Source organism: Bacillus sp. AFS098217 (genome assembly GCF_002551815.1).
Taxonomy (GTDB): domain Bacteria; phylum Bacillota; class Bacilli; order Bacillales; family Bacillaceae_G; genus Bacillus_A.
In genome coordinates, this window is record NZ_NVPR01000083.1 from 16,269 (window position 1) to 35,238 (window position 18,970).

An 18,970-nucleotide genomic window follows, 5' to 3' on the forward strand; every position below is an offset into this window, starting at 1 on the left:
GAAAAGCATCTTTTAGTGTCAATGTTTATTTTCTAGGAAGAGAAGGTGAATTTCTCAGAAATGCTAAACGTTGACAGGGCTTTCGTTTGAGGTGTATCTTAAAATCAAGCGTATTTATGACTATTTTTCGCCCATAGGGGGGAGACTTTGTGATTCAGACGAAACAAAAAGATTTACAAGAAGTATTGGTTACAGCTATTGAACATGCGACTGATGAAAAAACATTGGTTAGTTTTGTAAAACAAATAGATTGGGTAGATCCGCTTCTTTTTTATGCAGCAGGAAGAAGGGTTGCATCCGAACATAGATGTTATTTTACAGACCCGGCTCAGCATGTCATATTTGCTGGAATTGGTTCTGTTTTTACTATAGCAAATTCTTCTGACAAGCGCTTTCAAAATGCTCGCGCGGAGTGGAGTAAAGTGCAGGAGAAGGCAATTGTTCAAAGAGAAGAGTATGAATTTGGGACTGGCCCACTTTTATTTGGCGGTTTTTCATTCGATCCAGAAAAAGAACAAACGGGTCTTTGGAAAGAATTTAAAGATACAACATTGTCGTTACCAGCTTTTCTATTAACAGTAAAAAATGAAAAAGCATGGTTAACGATGAATACATTTGTTACAGCTGAAGATTCTGCAGAGAAGATTTATGAAGAGATTGTCTCTTTAGAAAAAAGGATTTTACAAGAGAGTGAGCGCCCGCTTGTGGATGCGAGATTGGCGGTTACTTCTAAGGTAGAAGTTGATCCAAAGGGCTGGATGAATGCAATTGTAAAAGTGCAGGATGAAATGAGAAAAGGAAGCGTACAGAAAGTTGTATTAGCAAGAGAACTAAAGTTAGTGATGGATCAAGAGGTTGATTCCGCTCGGGTTTTAGAAGCGCTCCGTATCGGACAACCGGATTGCTACGTATTTTCTTTTGATTATAAAGGAGCATGTTTCTTAGGGGCGACACCTGAGAGATTGATCCGAAAAGAAGGCGAGAAATTTACATCGATGTGCCTTGCTGGTTCGATTGGTCATGGTAATTCTATAGAAGAAAATAAGCAAAATGGCGCGATGCTTCTTCATGATGAAAAGAATTTAGCAGAGCACGGCTATGTAGTAAACATGATTCGGGACGTATTAAATGAGCATTGTGAGTCTGTTAATATTCCGCAGCATCCAGGTTTATTAACAACGAAAAATTTACTGCATTTGTATACACCGGTTGAAGCGAAAGGTGATGCATCTCTTTTAAAAATGGTAGAAGAATTACATCCAACGCCAGCTCTTGGCGGGACACCTCGTCTCGAAGCAATGAAGCTGATTCGTGATGTTGAATTATTAGATAGAGGGTTGTACGGAGCACCGATCGGCTGGATAGATGACAAAGGGAACGGTGAATTTGCGGTAGCGCTGCGCTGCGGATTACTAAGCGGTGAGAAGGCATCCTTATTTGCGGGGTGCGGAATTGTAATTGATTCAGTGCCGCAACTTGAATATGAAGAAACAAGTTTGAAGTTTAGACCGATGCTTGGTGCTTTGGAGGAATTAATGAAATGAATAATCATATAGAAGCATTATCATATTATTTAGGTGCGTTTGTAGACGAACTAGCGCGTCTAAATGTATATGATGTTGTCATTAGTCCAGGGTCACGGTCAACGCCGTTAGCCTTGCTAATGGAGCAACATGAACAAATAAAAACGTATTTGCATGTAGATGAGCGATCAGCTGCTTTTTTCGCACTTGGTATTGCGAAAGCGAAGAAGCGTCCTGTAGCGATTTTGTGTACATCAGGAACAGCGGCAGCGAACTATTATCCAGCCATTTGTGAAGCATTTCATTCAAGAGTGCCGATGCTTGTATTAACAGCGGATAGACCGCACGAGCTAAGAGATGTGGGCGCACCGCAGGCGATGAATCAATTGAATTTATATGGTTCTTTTGTGAAACAGTTTATGGAGATGGCACTTCCAGAGGCTTCAGAGTCAATGTATCATTATGCACGTATGACAGCAGGGCGTGCTGTGGCAAGTGCATGCTTTGCGCCAAAGGGGCCTGTTCATATTAATTTTCCGCTTCGGGAGCCGCTCATTCCTGATTTCTCTTTAGAGAATTTATGGGAAAAGGGCCGTGGTGAATATACAGGAGCAGTCTATCAAGGAAACATGACAATGACGAGTGAATACGGAAGTTCTCTTATAGAGCGCCTTTCAAGTATGGAAAAGGGGCTTATTATTTGTGGAGATGATAGTCATCAAGATCTTGCGGAAGTGATTACGCAGTTTGCTGAGAAAACTGGATATCCTATTTTAGCAGATCCACTTTCAAACCTTCGCTCTGGACAACATGATAAAACAATGGTAATTGATTGTTACGATACATTTTTACGAAATGAATTGCTAAAGGATACATGGAAGCCAGATGTTATGATTCGTTTCGGCGGTATGCCTGTATCAAAAGCTTTAACGCAGTATATAAAGAAACAAAAGATGGCTGTTCATATCGTTGTAGATGAATCTGGAAAATGGAGAGATCCAGCTCTTGCAGCAACTGAAGTTGTATGTGCAAGTGATATCGATTTTTGTAAAGAACTGATAGGGAATATGCAAAAGCGAGAACAGAATGATTGGTGTAAGATGTGGAAACATATCAATGATAAAACGAAAGCACATCTTCGCGAAATTGAAACATATGAAACAGCATTTGAAGGAAAAGTAATTACAGACATGATGCATGTATTGCCAGAAGACGCAACGTTATTTATTAGCAACAGTATGCCAATTCGTGATACAGATACGTTTTTCTTTACAACAGATAAAAAGGTCCATGTTATGGCAAACCGTGGTGTGAATGGTATTGACGGGATTATTTCAACGGCATTAGGAGCAAGTACAGTTTGTGATCCACTCGTATTAGTAATTGGTGACTTATCATTTTATCATGATTTAAATGGGCTCTTAGCAGCAAAATTACATGATTTAAACATAACAATTGTTGTTGTGAATAATGACGGCGGCGGTATTTTCTCATTCTTACCGCAATATGAGTCAAAGGAACATTTCGAATCATTATTTGGAACGCCGCTTGGGCTGGATTATGAACACGTTGTTAAAATGTATGGTGGTTCATTTACCCGTGTAAATGGCTGGGAAGTATTTCGTAAAGAAGTACAAAAAGGAACAGCGGAAAAAGGCTTACACGTTGTGGAAATTTGTACAAATCGAGAAGAGAACTTGCAGCTGCATCGTGAATTATGGACAAAGACATCAAACACAGTTACAACATTCGTACAAGGTGAAGTGGAATGAAAGTAGCGCTGCAAGGTGTGACGTATGAATATGAAGTAGTCGGAAGCGGAGAGCCGCTTCTACTTCTTCATGGTTTTACGGGTAGTATGGAGACGTGGCGTACGTTTATTCCTTCATGGAGCAAACAGTTTCGAGTGATTGCAGTCGACCTTATTGGTCATGGGAAGACGGAAAGTCCTAAGGAACTTGCGCAGTATGATATTCAAAATGTAGCACTCCAAATGACGACGTTACTTGATCATTTGCGTATTGAAAAGGCGCATATACTTGGATACTCAATGGGCGGAAGGCTTGCGATTACAATGGCATGTTTGTATCCAAACCGCGTGTGCTCTTTGCTGTTAGAAAATTGTACAGCTGGACTGAAGCAAGAGGCGGACCAGAAAGAACGCCGTGAAAAAGATGAACAGCTTGCAGATCGAATTGAATTAGAAGGAATGGAATCCTTTGTAAACCGTTGGGAAAATATCCCGCTATTTGCAACGCAAAAAAAGTTGCCACGAGAAGTACAAGAAGCAGTGCGGAAAGAGAGACTTGCCAATAATCCAAGAGGACTCGCAAATAGTCTCAGAGGCATGGGGACAGGGGCGCAGCCATCATGGTGGAATCGGCTTGAAGAGCTGAAAATGCCTGTCTTGTTAATAAACGGAGAGAGAGATCAAAAGTTCTTTCACATCTTAAAAAACATACAAAAAAGCATCCCTCACGCGAATTTTGTCAAAATTGATGGGGCTGGCCATGCAATTCATGTGGAACAACCGCAAAAGTTTGATACAATAGTAAAGGGATTTCTAAAAACTATGCAGTGATACTTTTTTCTTACTTGAAGAGAGTAGAACTTATAGAGTGGCTAGTGGGCAACCATTAGCACAATAAAAAGGAGGTAAGAGTAATGGCTATTGAATGGGTAAAAGAAGGCAATTACGAAGATATTATTTATTCTACATACAATGGTATCGCAAAGATTTCGATTAACCGCCCTGAAGTACATAACGCATTCCGTCCTAAAACGGTAATGGAGTTAATCGATGCTTTTGCACACGCACGTGATGATGCAAATGTTGGCGTTATCATTTTAACTGGTGAAGGTGGACGTGCATTCTGTTCTGGCGGCGACCAAAAAGTTCGCGGTCATGGCGGATATGTAGGTGAGGACCAAATCCCACGCTTAAACGTACTAGACTTACAACGTTTAATTCGCGCAATCCCTAAACCAGTTATCGCAATGGTAGCAGGTTATGCAATTGGTGGAGGACACGTACTTCATATCGTATGTGACTTAACAATTGCAGCTGACAACGCTGTATTCGGACAAACTGGTCCTAAAGTAGGTAGCTTTGACGGCGGATATGGAGCTGGCTATTTAGCTCGTATGGTAGGTCATAAGAAAGCGCGTGAAATTTGGTACCTATGCCGTCAATACAGTGCACAAGAAGCACTTGATATGGGCTTAGTAAACACAGTTGTATCATTAGAAGAGCTTGAAGCAGAAACAGTACAATGGGCAGAAGAAATCTTAGCAAACAGCCCAATGGCACTTCGTTTCTTAAAAGCTGCATTTAACGCAGATACAGATGGTTTAGCTGGCATCCAGCAACTAGCAGGAGACGCGACGTTATTGTACTACACAACTGATGAAGCAAAAGAAGGCCGCGACGCATTCAAAGAAAAACGTCGTCCAGACTTCGGACAATTCCCTCGTTTCCCGTGATAAAAGCGGAAGCAGCTCGTTCAGAATAGGAGGGGGATGGAGCTTCTGACGAAGAGGCGCAGTTTGCCTCGTAGGAAGAAGCGAAGCCACCGAACATTCTAGCCGCTATAGCTAGATAAATTAAAAGCGGAAGCAAAAAACAAGAGACTTGATTCTACATCAAGTCTCTTTCTTTCATGAAAGGAGAATGTGTAATGGAGACGATGCCCAATTGGTTAATGCAACGTGCTTTTTTAACACCAGAGCGCACTGCGATTGAAACGAAAGAGGAGACAATTCTTTTTTTAGAGCTGCATGAAAAAGTAGTATCTGTTTGTGAACACCTTTCACACTTACAGGTGAAGAAAGGGCAAAAAGTAGCTGTTCTGATGAAAAATGGCATCCAGATGATCACAGTCATTCACGCTTTATCTTATATAGGAGCGGTAGCTGTACTTCTGAATACACGTCTTTCAAGAGAAGAGCTACTTTGGCAAATGGAAGATGCTGAAGTTATTTGCTTAGTAACAGATCAACAATTTGAAACGGAGCAAGTACCAGTATATGCATTTGAAGAGGTAGTGAACGGACCGAAGCAAACTGCAGTTGTTCAAGAGGAGTTCTCTTTAGAAGAAGCGATGACAATTATTTATACGTCAGGAACAACAGGAAAGCCGAAAGGTGTTATTTTAACATACGGTAATCACTGGGCGAGTGCAGTTGGATCATCATTGAACTTAGGGCTTCGTGATGATGATTGTTGGTTAGCATGCATGCCGATGTTTCATGTAGGCGGGTTATCTCTGTTAATGAAAAATATTATGTACGGTATGCGCATTTTACTCGTTCCGAAATATGATCCTGATTTCATTCATGAGGCAATAAAAACACGGGGGGTAACAATTATATCGGTCGTTTCTAAGATGTTGACAGACTTATTAGAGAGACTTGGAGAGGGAACTTATCCTAACTCTTTACGCTGCATGTTATTAGGCGGGGGACCAGCACCGAAGCCTCTATTAGAAGCATGTGTGAGAAAAGGAATTCCTGTGTACCAAACATACGGAATGACGGAAACTTCTTCTCAAATTTGTACGCTATCAGCTGATTACATGTTAACGAAAGTCGGTTCAGCGGGTAAACCACTTTTCCCATGTCAGCTTCGAATTGAGAAGGATGGCATGGTAGCAGCACCTCATGTTGAAGGGGAAATTGTTGTAAAAGGTCCGAATGTGACACATGGTTACTTTAAGCGTGAAGAAGCAACGCGTGAAACAATACAGAATGGTTGGCTGCATACTGGAGACCTTGGATATTTGGATGAAGAAGGGTTCTTATATGTATTAGATCGGCGCAGTGATTTAATTATTTCGGGAGGAGAAAACATTTATCCAGCGCAAATTGAGGAAGTACTGCTTGCGCATCCTAAAGTGGCGGAAGCTGGTGTTGTTGGAAAAATAGATGAACAGTGGGGACAAATGCCTGCCGCTTTTATTGTACGAGCAGACTATGTAACAGAGGAAGAAATCATTCATTTTTGTGAAGAAAAATTAGCAAAGTATAAAGTACCAAAGGAAGTGCATTTCTTACCTGAGTTACCACGAAATGCTTCGAAAAAATTGTTAAGACGGGAACTAAGGCACATGCTGGAGGAAATGTAGATGAAAATCAAAAAGGCAACGCTTTATGTAACGGAAATGCCGCTTGTGATTCCTTTTGCAGCAAGTTACGGAACATATGAAACACGTGAAAGTATCGTTATTGAACTAGAAGATACGGGCGGATATACCGGTTTTGGAGAAGTTGTTGCTTTCTCAGAGCCGTGGTATACAGAAGAAACCGTAACAACGGCACTTCATATGCTTCAAGATTTTTTATTGCCAAATTTATTGAAAGCAGAGATTACACATCCGAGTGAAATTCCTAATCTTTTTCAACATATAAAACGGAATCGTATGGCAAAGGCGGGAATAGAAGGTGCTGTATGGGATTTGTATGCGAAACATGAAAATCAATCATTAGCGGCTTTACTTGGGGGAACACAACCAGAAATTGAAGTCGGCGTTGTAATTGGAATAGATACTATTTCTAATATGTTAAAGCGAATTGAAATGTATGCAAAAGAAGGATATGGCCGTTTTAAAGTGAAAATAAAACCAGGCCTTGATTATGAACTGCTGAAGGAAATTCGAAATGCCTTTCCAAAGGTCCCGTTAATGGCCGATGCAAACTCAGCGTATACGTTAGCGGATACTGAGCAATTAAAGAGGTTAGATGAGTTTCAGTTAATGATGATTGAGCAACCTTTAGCAGATAATGATTTTCTTGATCACGCCGAGTTACAAAAACAAATAGAGACACCGATTTGCTTAGATGAGAGTATTCATAGCTTAGAGGATGCAAGGGTAGCAATTACACTTGGAAGTTGCCGTATTGTGAATATTAAACCGGGAAGAGTTGGGGGATTGACCGAGTCGATTCAAATTCATGATTATTGTAAGGAACATGGTATTCCTGTTTGGTGCGGCGGCATGGTTGAGATGGGAATTTCACGCGCGCAAAATATTGCGTTAGCATCGCTTCCGAATTTTACGATTCCAGGTGATATTTCAGCTTCTAGCAGGCATTGGGAGCGAGATATTATTTCACCAGAGGTAACGCTGCAAGGCGGAAAGGTAATTGTCTCGAAAGAAGTTGGATTTGGGTATAAAGTAGACCGAGAAAGATTAGGAGAAATAACGAAGCAGCGTATTGTATGCGGGAGATGAGCGGATAGAAAAAGAGGATGTGAATTCACATCCTCTTTTTTCTATCGTCTATCCCTTTTCTTCACTACATTGTGGCCTTCTAAAGGAAACAAGCCTGTTTTTTGGAAAAACAAGCTGCCGATTTGCCCGTAAAACATAATATAAATTGAATCCCCTCATTTAGAGCAAGATTAAGATCTTGTTACGAATGATACTAAAGGAGGAATAGGGTAATGAGTGAAAATTGTGATATTAGACATGACCACCATGACCATCATGGCTTTGGCGGAGGCGGCTTTGCGCTTCTAATTGTATTGTTTATCCTACTGATTATCATCGGTGCTGCCTGCTTCGGCGGTGGTTGCGGTTACGGCGGCGGTTATGGCTATGGTGGATATGGCGGTGGCTTTGGCGGTTGCTGCTAACAAAAACTATTGAAAATAGCCTTGTGCACGACGCATAAGGCTATTTTATTCATAGTTTGATGTGTTGCGATAATTTTTTAATGTGTAATAGTTCTTCCATAAAAAAAGATCACCCTTCTATTTCTTAAAGCTTAATATGCTGCGATAGCTTTTGCATATATAGCGAACGGATTAATAAGAAAAAGAGAATTTCAACTGTCCCAAAAATCGTAAGAACTACTGTAATTTCAGCAAATAACGATAGTCCTAGGACGCCCTGTAACATTTTTGTGGCAAACATCGTATGAATGGAAGCCATAATGTACGGAACGAAGAATAAGATTGCGAGCTGAATGGTAGCGGATCGCTTCATTTCAGATTCCGTTAAACCAATTTTTGTAATCGTAATATATTTTTCTTGCTCATTTGTTAAATCCGTATACATACGGAAGTAAAGGACACTTCCAGCACCAATGAAGAAAATGACACCAAGGAACGTTCCAATTAAGAAGAATGAAGCAACACCTAGTTTTGTTTGATAGAGTGAATCGCTTGCTTCAGCAGCATGAAATGCAGGATGTTCGGATTGAAACTCTTTACTTTCATTGCTGATTTTTTCCATAAACTTTGCCCCGATTACATGCGCCTTTTCCCAATTCTGAACTTGAAAACTGTGCAGCGTCATATGTTTCGTGTTAGCTGGGAATGCAGATACGTCCTGATCAGATAGTACAATTAATTGTGGTACTAAACGAAATGGTGTAACGCTATAATTTTTGTAACCTTTTACTTGTAATTGTAGTGAATTTTGCATAAGTGTAATTGTTTTTTGTTTTGAATTCTCATCAATTGTACCAAAGAAACCTTGATTTAAATGTCCTAGAAATACATAAGTTTCATTTTTATTTACAAAGAGATTTTCTCGTTGTAACGCAGTAGCAAGTGTATTATAGTCGCTTTGTTTGATGACATAATACGGAGATGAATTTTGTTCTGCCCCTGATACTTCGTATAAGTCTACTTTGAACTGTTGATATGTAAATTGTTCCTCGGTTAACCGCTGCTCTAACCAGTCTATATGCTCAGCAGCTAATGTGTTCTCATCGTGTGAGAGATAGGTAAATGGGAATGGGTTTTCCTGTGCAACATCAAATTTTGTGAATTTCCCAAATCCATATAAAAAGGTAATCATTGTAAATGCAAGAGTGGATAACATTGCCACAATAAAGAGCATATTAATGTTTGTCCGAATGCGACTTGCTAAATCTGAAATCCAGAGCATATTAATTCGTTTCATATAAAATTTCCGTCTCTTTTTTAAGATCCGAATGAGTAAAAAACTAATTTGAGAAAAGAAAAAGTACGTTCCAACTGCTACAAGTGATGGAATCAAGAAAATACTAAAGAGAACGTATAGAACGGCTATTACATCCCCTAGTGATATGAAAAATTTCGGATTCCCTGCTAATGTATATCCGGATAGCAAGCATACAGCACCAAACAAGGAAATGAGTATAGATGGTTTTTTTTCTTTTTGTTTGACATTTCCTTCTTTTAAAAGGCGTACAGCCTTTCTTGTTCGAATGAGCATAGGCGTAAAAGATGATACAAAGATAAAGAGTCCAAGAAAGATGGTTATTGTTAAAATGATAGCCCCTGTTGGCCAATATAAATATAGTCCTGGTACATGAGTGATTTTCGCAGTAACTAATAAAAAGAATTGTGAAAACACAAGTCCAAATTGAATGCCTACAAAAATAGATAGAATACCAATTAACATATTTTCCATAAATACGAGGCGTTTTAATTGTTTTTGAGATATACCTAATACTGTTAAAATCCCAAACTGTTTTTTTCGTACTTTTAAAAAAGTACCGATAGAATATAGTAAAAAGAACAATGAAAAGATTACGATTACAACTTCGGAAATTGTCATTAAGATGTCAAGAGCATGATTTAAGCCGTTGTTTTTTAATTTAGGATGAAATAAATACACTGCAAACGAAAAGAAAATGGCAATAGAAAACGCACTGCTCACAAAATAGGCAAAATAAGCCCTTGAGTTTCGCGTTACGTTTTTAAATGCAAACTGCCAAAACGTCATCTGCGTCTTCCCCCTAGTAGTGCTAATACATCTAATATTTCTTGATAGAATTTTTCACGATATAATCCGCGGTGTAGTTCATTGTAAAGCTCACCATCTTTAATAAAAATAACACGATTGCAATAGCTAGCAGCAAATGGATCATGCGTTACCATTAAGATGGTTGCTTGTTCTTCTTTATTTAGTTTTGTAAATAGCTCCATGACATCGATTGCTGCTTTAGAATCTAAATTTCCTGTCGGTTCATCAGCGAGCAAGAGAGACGGGTTATGAACAACAGCGCGTGCAACGGCTGTACGCTGCGCTTGACCGCCAGAAACCTCAAAAATTCGTTTATCTAAAATGTGATCAATTCCAAGTTTCTTTGAAATAATATCTAATCTCGTATCCATTTCTTTTAATGGAACATTATCTAATGTTAATGGGAGTACAATATTTTCTCCAATTGTTAATGTATCTAGTAGATTAAAGTTTTGAAAGACAAATCCTAATTCTTGGCGACGGAAAACGGCTAGTTTTTCCCTGCGGAATGTGTGCGGCTGTTTTCCATTAATAAAAACTTCGCCCGCAGTGGGAGAATCAATGGTCGAAATTACATTTAAGAAAGTGGATTTCCCGCTTCCTGAAGGTCCCATAATTGCGACAAATTCTCCTTTATCTACATGTAAATTAATATTTTTTAAAGCGGTATGAGGGACTTTGCCCTCATACACTTTAGAGACATTTTTTATGTGTAAGACTTCTTCCATAAAGAATCACCTTTCTATATAAATCCATTTTCATTTTTCGACATCTAAATCCCAGTTATGCAGAATAAAAAGTAACCTACACTTATCTGCTCTTTCTATTTTTACTTCGCATGTGGCAGGAAAAGGCCCTAACCGCTTCNNCCCACTTAAAAAGAGGGGTTTTATGTCGTTTTTTTTTTATTGATGTATATATTTTTTTTAAAGACTAATATGCCGAGATAGCTTTTGCATATATAAGGAACGAATTAACAAGAAAAAGATAATTTCAACCGTTCCGAAAATCGTAAGGACAACTGTAACTTCAGCAAATAATGATATATTTATGACTTCTTGCAGCATTTTTGTGGCAAACATCGTATGAATGGAAGCCATAATGTACGGAACGAAGAATAAGATCGCGAGCTGAATGGTAGCGGATCGCTTCATTTCAGATTCTGTTAACCCAATTTTTGTAATTGTAATATATTTTTCTTGTTCATTTGTTAAGTCCGTATACATACGAAAGTAAAGAACACTCCCGGCACCAATGAAGAAAATGACACCAAGGAAAGTACCAATAAAGAAGAATGAAGCGGCACCTAATTTAATTTGGTATAGCGTATCACTCGCTTCCCACATCCTATATAAAGGTTCTTCAGATGGGATGCTTTTTCGCTCTTTTTCTAATTTATCAAGATACTCTGCAGCGATTTCATGTGTCTTTTCCCAGTCTTTTACTTGAAAATTATAAAGCGTCATATGTTTCATGTTATTCGATAAGGAGCGTACGGTATCATCAGATAAAATAAGTAATTGATACGTCATTCCAGTTGGGATGACGCTAAAATTTTCATATCCCTTTACATGTAAGGGAAAGGAATTCTGAGAAAGTGTAACGTTTTTTTGTTCGAACTGTTCCTCTATAGGACCCAGTAGGTTTATATATCCATATCCAGGGAGTATGTATGTTTCATTCCCCTTTACAGAAAGGTGTTTGAGATTTAAAGCAGTAGCAAGCTTGTTATAGTCACTTTGCTTTAATACATACGCTTCTCTTTCATCGGCAGTCATGTCATCTACTTTCAATGACACTGCATATAAATCGGTTTTAACCGTTTTATATGTAAAACCTTCTTTGCTTAGTTGCTGTTCTAACCAGTCTATATGTTGAGTGGCCATGGGATCCGCATCGTATGAAAGATAGGTAAACGGGAATGGATTATTTTTTGCTACATCCAATTTTATAAACTTCCCAAATCCGTATATGAATGTAATCATTGTAAAAGCGAGAGTAGATAGCATAGCTACAATAAAAAGCATATTAATATTTGTTCGAATACGGCTTGCCAAATCTGAAATCCACAACATATTAATTCGCTTCATGTAAAATTTTCGTCTTGTTTTCAAAATCCGAATGAACAGGAAGCAAATTTGTGAAAAGAAAAAGTATGTTCCAATTGCTACAAGTGACGGAATGACGAAAATACTAGAAAACATGTAAATTGATGCAATGTCTGGACCTAACGATAGAAAGAACATTGGATTTCCAGCTAGCATATATCCCGATAGTAAACATAGAGCACCAAATAAAGAAATAAGTATAGATGGTTTGCGTTCTTTTTGCTTTATTTTTCCTTCTTTTAAAAGGCGTACTGCTTTTCGTGTACGAATGAGCATAGGAGTAAAAGCAGAAACAATGATAAAGAGTCCAAGAAAGATTGTTGCTGTTAAAATAATGGCCCCTGAAGGCCAATATAAATACAATCCTGGAACGTGTGTGATTTTTCCTGTTACTAATAAGAAAAATTGTGAGAATACGAGTCCAAGTTGAATGCCAACAAAGATGGATAATATCCCAATCAACATATTTTCCATAAAAACAAGACGTTTCAATTGCTTTCTTGATATTCCTAAAACGGTTAAAATTCCAAATTGTTTTTTACGAACTTTTAAGAAAGTGCCGATGGAATAAAACAGAAAGAAAAAGGAAAAGCACACAATGACTACTTCTGAAAATATCATTAGCCCTGTAATTCCCTCAACTGTACTAAAAGTTTTTAGACGAGGATGAAATAAATACACTGCAAATGAAAAGAAAATCGCAATGGAAAACGCACTGCTTAAAAAGTAGGCAAAATAAGCACGGGAATTTCGCGTTACGTTTTTAAATGCAAACTGCCAAAAAGTCATGCTGTATACCTCCAACTAGAAGAGAAAGATGTAGTCATGTTGTAAAAAATGTATGAGAATGAGCTCTCATACATTTTGCTGAAATATGCTATTTTCATTCATTTATCACCTTTTCTTGTTTATCTGCCTCATTGTTTGCAGCGTTATGGAAGATGATTTTAATGCTAGTTCCTTTGCCTACTTCAGAGTCTAGCTTTACGGAATGGCCTAAATAAGAGCAAATTTTACTCACAATATAAAGTCCCATACCAGTAGATTCTCCAAATGCACGGCCATTTTTCCCTGTATAAAATGGTTCAAATACTCTTCGAATATCTTCCTGCGGGATACCGACACCTTCATCACGAACTTCTAGAATAATATCTCTGCCGTTACGATAAGCAGATAAGAAGACTTTCTTTCCGCGCTCACCAGAATAACGAACGGCATTCGTCATTAATTGATAAATGATGAATTTAAGCCACTTCGCATCAGAAGCAACCATAAGGTCGGAATGAACTTCTAAAACGGGGAAGACGCCATTACGAATAAAGAGTTCTTTTAAGCCATTAATATTTTTCGTTACAGTATCTTTTAGTGAAATGGTTTCTACATGGAAGTCTTCATGGAAGTTATTTAATCTTGCCATATATAACGCCATATCAAGCCCTTGATTCAATCTTTCTAGTTCTTTCTTAAACTTCGGAATGAGATGCTCATCTTCCATCTCTAATACCATCAGCTGCATAATAGAAACTGGCGTCTTCATTTGATGTACCCAGTGGTTAATAAACAATTGGTGTTCTTGTTGTTTTACTTCATATGATTGCAGTTCTTTTTGGAATAGACGATATTGCGTGCGAACAAGCTCATTTACACCGTGCGGCATAGGGGCAGTTGCTCTTTCAATAAATGCATCTTCCATTTTCTCTGGCGGCTCACTTAATCTGTGATACATTCTACGATTACGAACATAACGATAAGCGAGGAAGCAAATAAATAAATATAAACTTAATACAATAAAGTAGAACTTATTGTTTTGGAATCCATCTACCGCATCATATAGAATAAAAATGATACCGAAGTTTAATGCATACAATAGAAAAAACGCAAAATGATCACGTAAAAATAACTTCATGCTTATTCACTCCAAGTTGCGTTTAAACGATACCCTAATCCGCGTACAGTCTCAACTGCATTTTCAATACCAAGCTCATTGAATTTCTTACGAAGGCGTGTAATGTTTACGTTTAGTGTATTTTCTTCAACGAAGCTTTCGTCATCCCAAAGTGCAGCTAATAAATCTTCACGGCTCGCTGTACGTGGAAATTTAGATAAAAGCATTTCAGCTAAGATTGCTTCTTTCTTTGTTAGAAGAACTTGCTCAGTGCCAAAATGGATTTCTGGTCGTTCAGGGAATAATTTTAAACCTTCCACTTCAACAATACGCTCTGAAATATTTGGTGCATAATCACCGTAAATGCGGCGTAATTGACCTTTAATTTTCGCCATGACAACATCATAATGGAATGGTTTTGTAATATAATCATCCGCACCGCTCTCAATCGCCATAATTTGTTCCATTTCACCTGCACGTGCTGAAATGAAAATAATTGGACAAGTAGATTCATGACGAATTTGACGGCACCAGTAGAAACCATCGAATTTCGGTAAATTGACATCAAGCAATACAAGATGTGGTTTCACAGTGTTAAACGATTCCATAATATCATCAAAGTTTTCGGCAACAACTGCATCGTAACCGTATTTTTGAATATGAGATTGTAGTAAAGATGAGATATTTGGATCGTCTTCAACGATTAAAATTTTATACATATGTATTCCTCCTAAAAACAATTGTAGTTATAGTGTACCATGTGTTTTCTGTCTTTTCATTATGTTGCAGCGAGCGCTAGTAAACAGTATAGGTCAAAAGTGAAAAAGTAAAAAGGGCTGTGTATATAATTGACAATTTGTAGTTTTTATTTTAACATTTAGATAAATATCTAAATGTCTAATTGGTGAAAGGAAGAAAGACATTGAATCAAGCATTTAAAGCATTAGCAGACCCAACAAGGCGAAAGATTTTAGACTTATTAAAAGAGGGCGATTTAACGGCTGGTGAAATTGCCGAACAGTTCAATATGACAAAGCCGAGTATTTCTCATCATTTAAATGCGCTCAAAAACGCTGAGCTCATTCAAGATGAAAAAAGAGGGCAATTTGTTGTATATTCCTTAAACACCACTGTTTTTCAAGATTTATTAACTTGGGTGTTTACGTTTACGAATAAAGGGGGAGAGGGGAAATGAAAAAACATCTTTTTGCAATCATACTAATTCTTATAACATGTGTAGCATGGGCGGTTTCCTGGCCACACCTACCAGAGACAATGGCAATTCATTGGAGCGGTGAAGAAGCAAATGGATTTGCTACAAAGTTTAATGCAATGCTTTTAACATTAGGTATTATGATTGTTAGTTATGGATTACTAATCGTTATTCCAAAGGTGGATCCAAGGAAAACGAATTATGATAAATTTTCTAAGAGTTTTACAATGATAAGTTACAGTATATTATTTGTTTTATTTTTGGTGAATATCCTTGTACTTGCAACGGCATTAGGCTACAAAATTCCAATGAATAGTGCACCAAATATAATTGTAGGTATTTTATTTTTAGTAATCGGCAACTATTTACCACAATGTAAACCAAATTTCTTCATTGGGATTCGGAATGCTTGGACATTAAGTAATGAAGAAGTATGGCGGAAAACACATCGCTTTAGCGGAAAAGTATTTGTAATAGTAGGGCTTATGATGATTATAAGTATTTTTGCACCAGCAGCTTTGAAATCATTTTTGATGCTTGGAATTATTATAGGAGCAGTAGCATTAACGATGCTGTATTCTTATTTTGTTTATAAAAAAGAAATGGGGATATAAGCGAGTATTTGTATTCTGGACAGTTAGTTATTAGTTATATATTTTAATAAGAATGCTCAGTGAGGAAAAGAAAAAACCTCACTGAGTGAAATTTAATAACGAAAGTCTGAATATTCAGATTAATATTGATGTAATCCTAATATTTTTTTATTAAGTAACAAAAATAATGATGGAATGGAGAAAAGATGATGAAAAAGAAAATGGATGTAACGTGTATCATAAGCTCGTTAGTTTGTTTAGTGCCAATGATATTATCAATTGCTTTATATAGTGATTTGCCAGAACAAATGCCTATTCATTGGAGTGCTACAGGTGCCGCTGATCATTATGTAAGTAAAAATATAGTAGTTTTTGGAATGCCACTGCTTATGTTTGTTACTAATGTGATCGTTCATTTTACAATCAATTATTCTCAAAAAAATATACCGAAAGCAGAGCAAGTATTAAAAAAATGGTCAATTCCTGCATTATCGTTAATCATTATTCCGATATGTCTATTCATTTCTAAGTAATGCTTCAATGTGAACGATTGATTATGCAACTAAAATACATTCAGTTGATTCGACACGATACGAGTTTAAATCGTTTGGGGGAGAGAATATGTTAGAAATCATAAATTTTAGCAAGACATACAAAGGTGGCAAAAAAGCGGTAGATGATTTGAATCTGACTGTTCAAGCAGGAGATATTTTTGGATTTATCGGACATAACGGTGCGGGGAAAAGTACGACAATTAAATCATTAGTAGGTGTTATAGATTTCGAAGAGGGCGAAATTTTTATTGATGGGCATTCAGTAAAAAAAGACCCGATTACGTGTAAGAAAGTAATGGCATATATTCCTGATAATCCAGATTTATATGAGCAATTAACAGGAATTCAATATTTGAACTTTGTTGCTGATGTTTTTGGAGTGTCTGCAAAAGACAGAGAGGAACGGATACAAAAATATGGGGATGCTTTTGAGATTACACCATATTTGGGAGATTTAATATCTTCCTACTCACACGGTATGAAACAAAAAGTGGCGATTATATCAGCAGTTTTACATCATCCGAAATTATTAGTTTTAGATGAGCCTTTTGTTGGACTTGATCCAAAGGCGGCTATTGTACTTAAGGGGATTATGAGGGAACTTTGCGAATCAGGCAGTGCGATTTTCTTTTCTACTCATGTATTAGATGTAGCAGAAAAGTTATGTAATAAGATAGCGATGATTCATAAAGGGAAACTAGCAATTTCAGGGGAAGTAAAGTCTTTAATAAAGGAAAACTCATTAGAAGAGCTCTTTATGAAGGTGCTTGCCGATGAGAAGTAATACGCTAGCTCTTTTAAAAATTCGTCTAATAACGCAGCTTGGCCTCAATACTTTTAAATATGAAAAAGATAAGAAAAAGAAGCAGAACAAAATTTTAATTTCAGTCTCAATTGCATTAGTTGCTGCCCTTTTGATACTGTATTGTGGAAGCGCGGCATATGGATTGATCAAACTTGGGATAGGTGAAGTCATTCCGGTTTATGCATTTGTGATTAGCAGTGTATTAGTTTTAGTTTTCACGATGTTTAAGGCGAATGGCGAGATTTTCGCTTTTAAGGATTATGATTTTGTTATGTCTTTACCGATTCGTGTAGATACGATTATTGCTAGTAGATTTTTGTATTTGTACGTATTAAATACGGTCTTTTCAATGATCATCATGCTGCCGATGGGCGTTGTTTATTGTATATATGAGAAGCCATTAGCGTCTTTCTATTTAATGTGGATTATCACTCTGTTTACAGTATCTTTAATTCCAACAACAATTGCGGCAGTTTTTGGAGCATGTATTACAGCGATAGCCTCTAAATTTAGATATGCAAATAGAATCACCACCATTTTAAGCTTTATAGCAATCATTATTTTTGGATACTTTATGTTCAAGCAAGGAAATACGAAATATAGCTTTACTGATTTAGAAGGGATTGGGGCAACTGTTTCAGAGGGATTAACTAAAGTGTATCCATTAGCTACCATTTTTCAAAAAGCAATTGTCGATGCGAATATAGGGGCTTTCATCCTTTTTGTTGGCATATCTGTTATTTGGTATTATCTTTTTGTGAAAATACTCGCTCTTAAATATAAGCAAATCAACACAGGCATTTCTACGTATCATATGTGTTCGGATTACAAGATCAATCGTATGAAGAAAGAAACAGTATTGATTGCATTATATAAAAAAGAATTAAAGCGTTTCTTTTCTTCTACAGTATATGTGATAAATATTGGTATGGGAGTTGTCATAGCAGTCATTTTCTCACTTGCAGTAGTTGTAGTAGGACCAAGCCAATTAATCGGATATCCAGGGGTTGAAACAATTCTCCAAAAAATTGCACCGTTTGCTATTTCAGCGATGATTTCCATGACATGTACAACTTGTGTGTCATTGTCGTTAGAGGGGAAAAACGTATGGATTATCAAGTCACTACCTCTTACCCCTAAAATGATTTATGATAGTAAAATTCTAATGAATCTTTCATTAAGCATTCCGGCATCGATTATTAGCACTATACTGATGATAATAGGTTTAAAGCCGGATATTTGGACTTCCATTTTAATCATAATAACTCCTATCACATATTCATTTTTTTCAGCAGTATGGGGTATTTTTATTAATAATCGATTCGCTTATTACGACTGGGTTTCCGAAACACAAGTGGTGAAACAAAGTGTGGGATCTGCTCTTGGCATGCTTGGAGGTATGATTATAGCGGGCATTCCTGCTTTGCTAGTAGGTACGGCTGTGATATCAAACTATAGGGTGTTTACTTTTGTAGTTGTTGTAATGATTTCGATTATGACTGCAGTATTGTATAACAATGAATCTAAAAGAAGTATAAAGTGAAATGTTAG

16 protein-coding genes and 1 pseudogene are annotated in these 18,970 nt (G+C 37.3%); 12 read left to right on the top strand and 5 right to left on the bottom strand.

What is annotated here, in order from left to right; translation table 11 throughout:
- Nucleotides 1-149 precede the first annotated feature (149 nt).
- The 7 genes and pseudogenes from COO03_RS20920 to COO03_RS28190 all read left to right on the top strand — a co-directional run.
- A complete protein-coding gene (locus COO03_RS20920; RefSeq protein WP_097898988.1) occupies nucleotides 150-1,544 on the top strand; it encodes an isochorismate synthase in 1,395 nt (464 codons plus the stop codon).
- Nucleotides 1,541-3,295: a 2-succinyl-5-enolpyruvyl-6-hydroxy-3-cyclohexene-1-carboxylic-acid synthase gene (gene menD, locus COO03_RS20925; protein ID WP_097898989.1), complete on the top strand. Its 1,755-nt coding sequence runs from the start codon at nucleotides 1,541-1,543 to the stop codon at nucleotides 3,293-3,295. The genes COO03_RS20920 and menD overlap by 4 nt, the downstream gene beginning before the upstream one ends.
- Nucleotides 3,292-4,104, top strand: a complete 813-nt coding sequence (menH, locus tag COO03_RS20930) for a 2-succinyl-6-hydroxy-2,4-cyclohexadiene-1-carboxylate synthase (RefSeq protein ID WP_097898990.1) — start codon at nucleotides 3,292-3,294, stop codon at nucleotides 4,102-4,104. The genes menD and menH overlap by 4 nt, the downstream gene beginning before the upstream one ends.
- An 83-nt stretch (nucleotides 4,105-4,187) precedes the next feature.
- The gene (menB, locus tag COO03_RS20935; protein ID WP_097898991.1) at nucleotides 4,188-5,006 is read left to right on the top strand and encodes a 1,4-dihydroxy-2-naphthoyl-CoA synthase; all 819 of its coding nucleotides are present in this window, start codon (nucleotides 4,188-4,190) and stop codon (nucleotides 5,004-5,006) included.
- Nucleotides 5,007-5,200: 194 nt separating this feature from the next.
- Nucleotides 5,201-6,646 (top strand): o-succinylbenzoate--CoA ligase, encoded by a 1,446-nt coding sequence (locus COO03_RS20945; RefSeq protein ID WP_097898993.1) that lies wholly within the window; start codon nucleotides 5,201-5,203, stop codon nucleotides 6,644-6,646.
- Nucleotides 6,647-7,753, top strand: a complete 1,107-nt coding sequence (menC, locus tag COO03_RS20950) for an o-succinylbenzoate synthase (protein ID WP_097898994.1) — start codon at nucleotides 6,647-6,649, stop codon at nucleotides 7,751-7,753.
- A gap of 230 nt (nucleotides 7,754-7,983) precedes the next feature.
- A pseudogene (locus COO03_RS28190) lies at nucleotides 7,984-8,097 on the top strand (YjcZ family sporulation protein); the annotation flags it as partial.
- A 184-nt stretch (nucleotides 8,098-8,281) separates the two neighbouring features.
- On the opposite strand, the gene COO03_RS20960 reads toward COO03_RS28190, so the two are convergent.
- The 5 genes from COO03_RS20960 to COO03_RS20980 form a co-directional block, all read right to left on the bottom strand.
- Nucleotides 8,282-10,240, bottom strand: a complete 1,959-nt coding sequence (locus COO03_RS20960) for an ABC transporter permease (protein ID WP_097898996.1) — start codon at nucleotides 10,238-10,240, stop codon at nucleotides 8,282-8,284.
- On the bottom strand, nucleotides 10,237-10,989 hold the full coding sequence (locus COO03_RS20965; protein ID WP_097898997.1) for an ABC transporter ATP-binding protein: 753 nt from the start codon (nucleotides 10,987-10,989) through the stop codon (nucleotides 10,237-10,239). Before COO03_RS20965 ends, COO03_RS20960 begins: the two co-directional genes overlap by 4 nt.
- A 198-nt stretch (nucleotides 10,990-11,187) precedes the next feature.
- The gene (locus COO03_RS20970; protein ID WP_097898998.1) at nucleotides 11,188-13,158 is read right to left on the bottom strand and encodes an ABC transporter permease; all 1,971 of its coding nucleotides are present in this window, start codon (nucleotides 13,156-13,158) and stop codon (nucleotides 11,188-11,190) included.
- A gap of 94 nt (nucleotides 13,159-13,252) precedes the next feature.
- On the bottom strand, nucleotides 13,253-14,275 hold the full coding sequence (locus COO03_RS20975) for a sensor histidine kinase (RefSeq protein WP_097898999.1): 1,023 nt from the start codon (nucleotides 14,273-14,275) through the stop codon (nucleotides 13,253-13,255).
- Between the two features lie 2 nt (nucleotides 14,276-14,277).
- Nucleotides 14,278-14,973, bottom strand: a complete 696-nt coding sequence (locus COO03_RS20980; protein WP_097899000.1) for a response regulator transcription factor — start codon at nucleotides 14,971-14,973, stop codon at nucleotides 14,278-14,280.
- Between the two features lie 203 nt (nucleotides 14,974-15,176).
- Here COO03_RS20980 and COO03_RS20985 point away from each other — a divergent pair, with 203 nt between their 5' ends.
- From COO03_RS20985 to COO03_RS21005, 5 genes are all read left to right on the top strand, one after another.
- A complete protein-coding gene (locus COO03_RS20985) occupies nucleotides 15,177-15,449 on the top strand; it encodes an autorepressor SdpR family transcription factor (protein ID WP_097836188.1) in 273 nt (90 codons plus the stop codon).
- Nucleotides 15,446-16,081 carry an SdpI family protein gene (locus COO03_RS20990; RefSeq protein WP_097899001.1) on the top strand — a complete coding sequence of 212 codons (636 nt, stop codon included), beginning with the start codon at nucleotides 15,446-15,448 and terminating at the stop codon, nucleotides 16,079-16,081. The genes COO03_RS20985 and COO03_RS20990 overlap by 4 nt, the downstream gene beginning before the upstream one ends.
- Nucleotides 16,082-16,281: 200 nt before the next feature.
- The gene (locus COO03_RS20995) at nucleotides 16,282-16,593 is read left to right on the top strand and encodes a DUF1648 domain-containing protein (RefSeq protein WP_170958132.1); all 312 of its coding nucleotides are present in this window, start codon (nucleotides 16,282-16,284) and stop codon (nucleotides 16,591-16,593) included.
- Between the two features lie 88 nt (nucleotides 16,594-16,681).
- A complete protein-coding gene (locus COO03_RS21000; RefSeq protein ID WP_097899003.1) occupies nucleotides 16,682-17,398 on the top strand; it encodes an ABC transporter ATP-binding protein in 717 nt (238 codons plus the stop codon).
- Complete coding sequence (locus tag COO03_RS21005) at nucleotides 17,388-18,962, top strand: permease (protein WP_097899004.1); 1,575 nt, start codon at nucleotides 17,388-17,390, stop codon at nucleotides 18,960-18,962. Before COO03_RS21000 ends, COO03_RS21005 begins: the two co-directional genes overlap by 11 nt.
- The last annotated feature ends 8 nt before the right edge of the window (nucleotides 18,963-18,970 follow it).

Bases quoted from the DNA above. Each gene is read 5' to 3' on its own strand.
- menD (WP_097898989.1), top strand. From the start codon at position 1,541: ATGAATAATCATATAGAAGCATTATCATATTATTTAGGTGCGTTTGTA.
- COO03_RS20995 (WP_170958132.1), top strand. From the start codon at position 16,282: ATGGATGTAACGTGTATCATAAGCTCGTTAGTTTGTTTAGTGCCAATG.
- COO03_RS20975 (WP_097898999.1), bottom strand. From the start codon at position 14,275: ATGAAGTTATTTTTACGTGATCATTTTGCGTTTTTTCTATTGTATGCA.
- COO03_RS20945 (WP_097898993.1), top strand. From the start codon at position 5,201: ATGGAGACGATGCCCAATTGGTTAATGCAACGTGCTTTTTTAACACCA.
- COO03_RS21005 (WP_097899004.1), top strand. From the start codon at position 17,388: ATGAGAAGTAATACGCTAGCTCTTTTAAAAATTCGTCTAATAACGCAG.
- menB (WP_097898991.1), top strand. From the start codon at position 4,188: ATGGCTATTGAATGGGTAAAAGAAGGCAATTACGAAGATATTATTTAT.
- COO03_RS20990 (WP_097899001.1), top strand. From the start codon at position 15,446: ATGAAAAAACATCTTTTTGCAATCATACTAATTCTTATAACATGTGTA.
- menC (WP_097898994.1), top strand. From the start codon at position 6,647: ATGAAAATCAAAAAGGCAACGCTTTATGTAACGGAAATGCCGCTTGTG.
- COO03_RS21000 (WP_097899003.1), top strand. From the start codon at position 16,682: ATGTTAGAAATCATAAATTTTAGCAAGACATACAAAGGTGGCAAAAAA.
- COO03_RS20965 (WP_097898997.1), bottom strand. From the start codon at position 10,989: ATGGAAGAAGTCTTACACATAAAAAATGTCTCTAAAGTGTATGAGGGC.
- COO03_RS20980 (WP_097899000.1), bottom strand. From the start codon at position 14,973: ATGTATAAAATTTTAATCGTTGAAGACGATCCAAATATCTCATCTTTA.
- COO03_RS20960 (WP_097898996.1), bottom strand. From the start codon at position 10,240: ATGACGTTTTGGCAGTTTGCATTTAAAAACGTAACGCGAAACTCAAGG.
- COO03_RS20970 (WP_097898998.1), bottom strand. From the start codon at position 13,158: ATGACTTTTTGGCAGTTTGCATTTAAAAACGTAACGCGAAATTCCCGT.
- menH (WP_097898990.1), top strand. From the start codon at position 3,292: ATGAAAGTAGCGCTGCAAGGTGTGACGTATGAATATGAAGTAGTCGGA.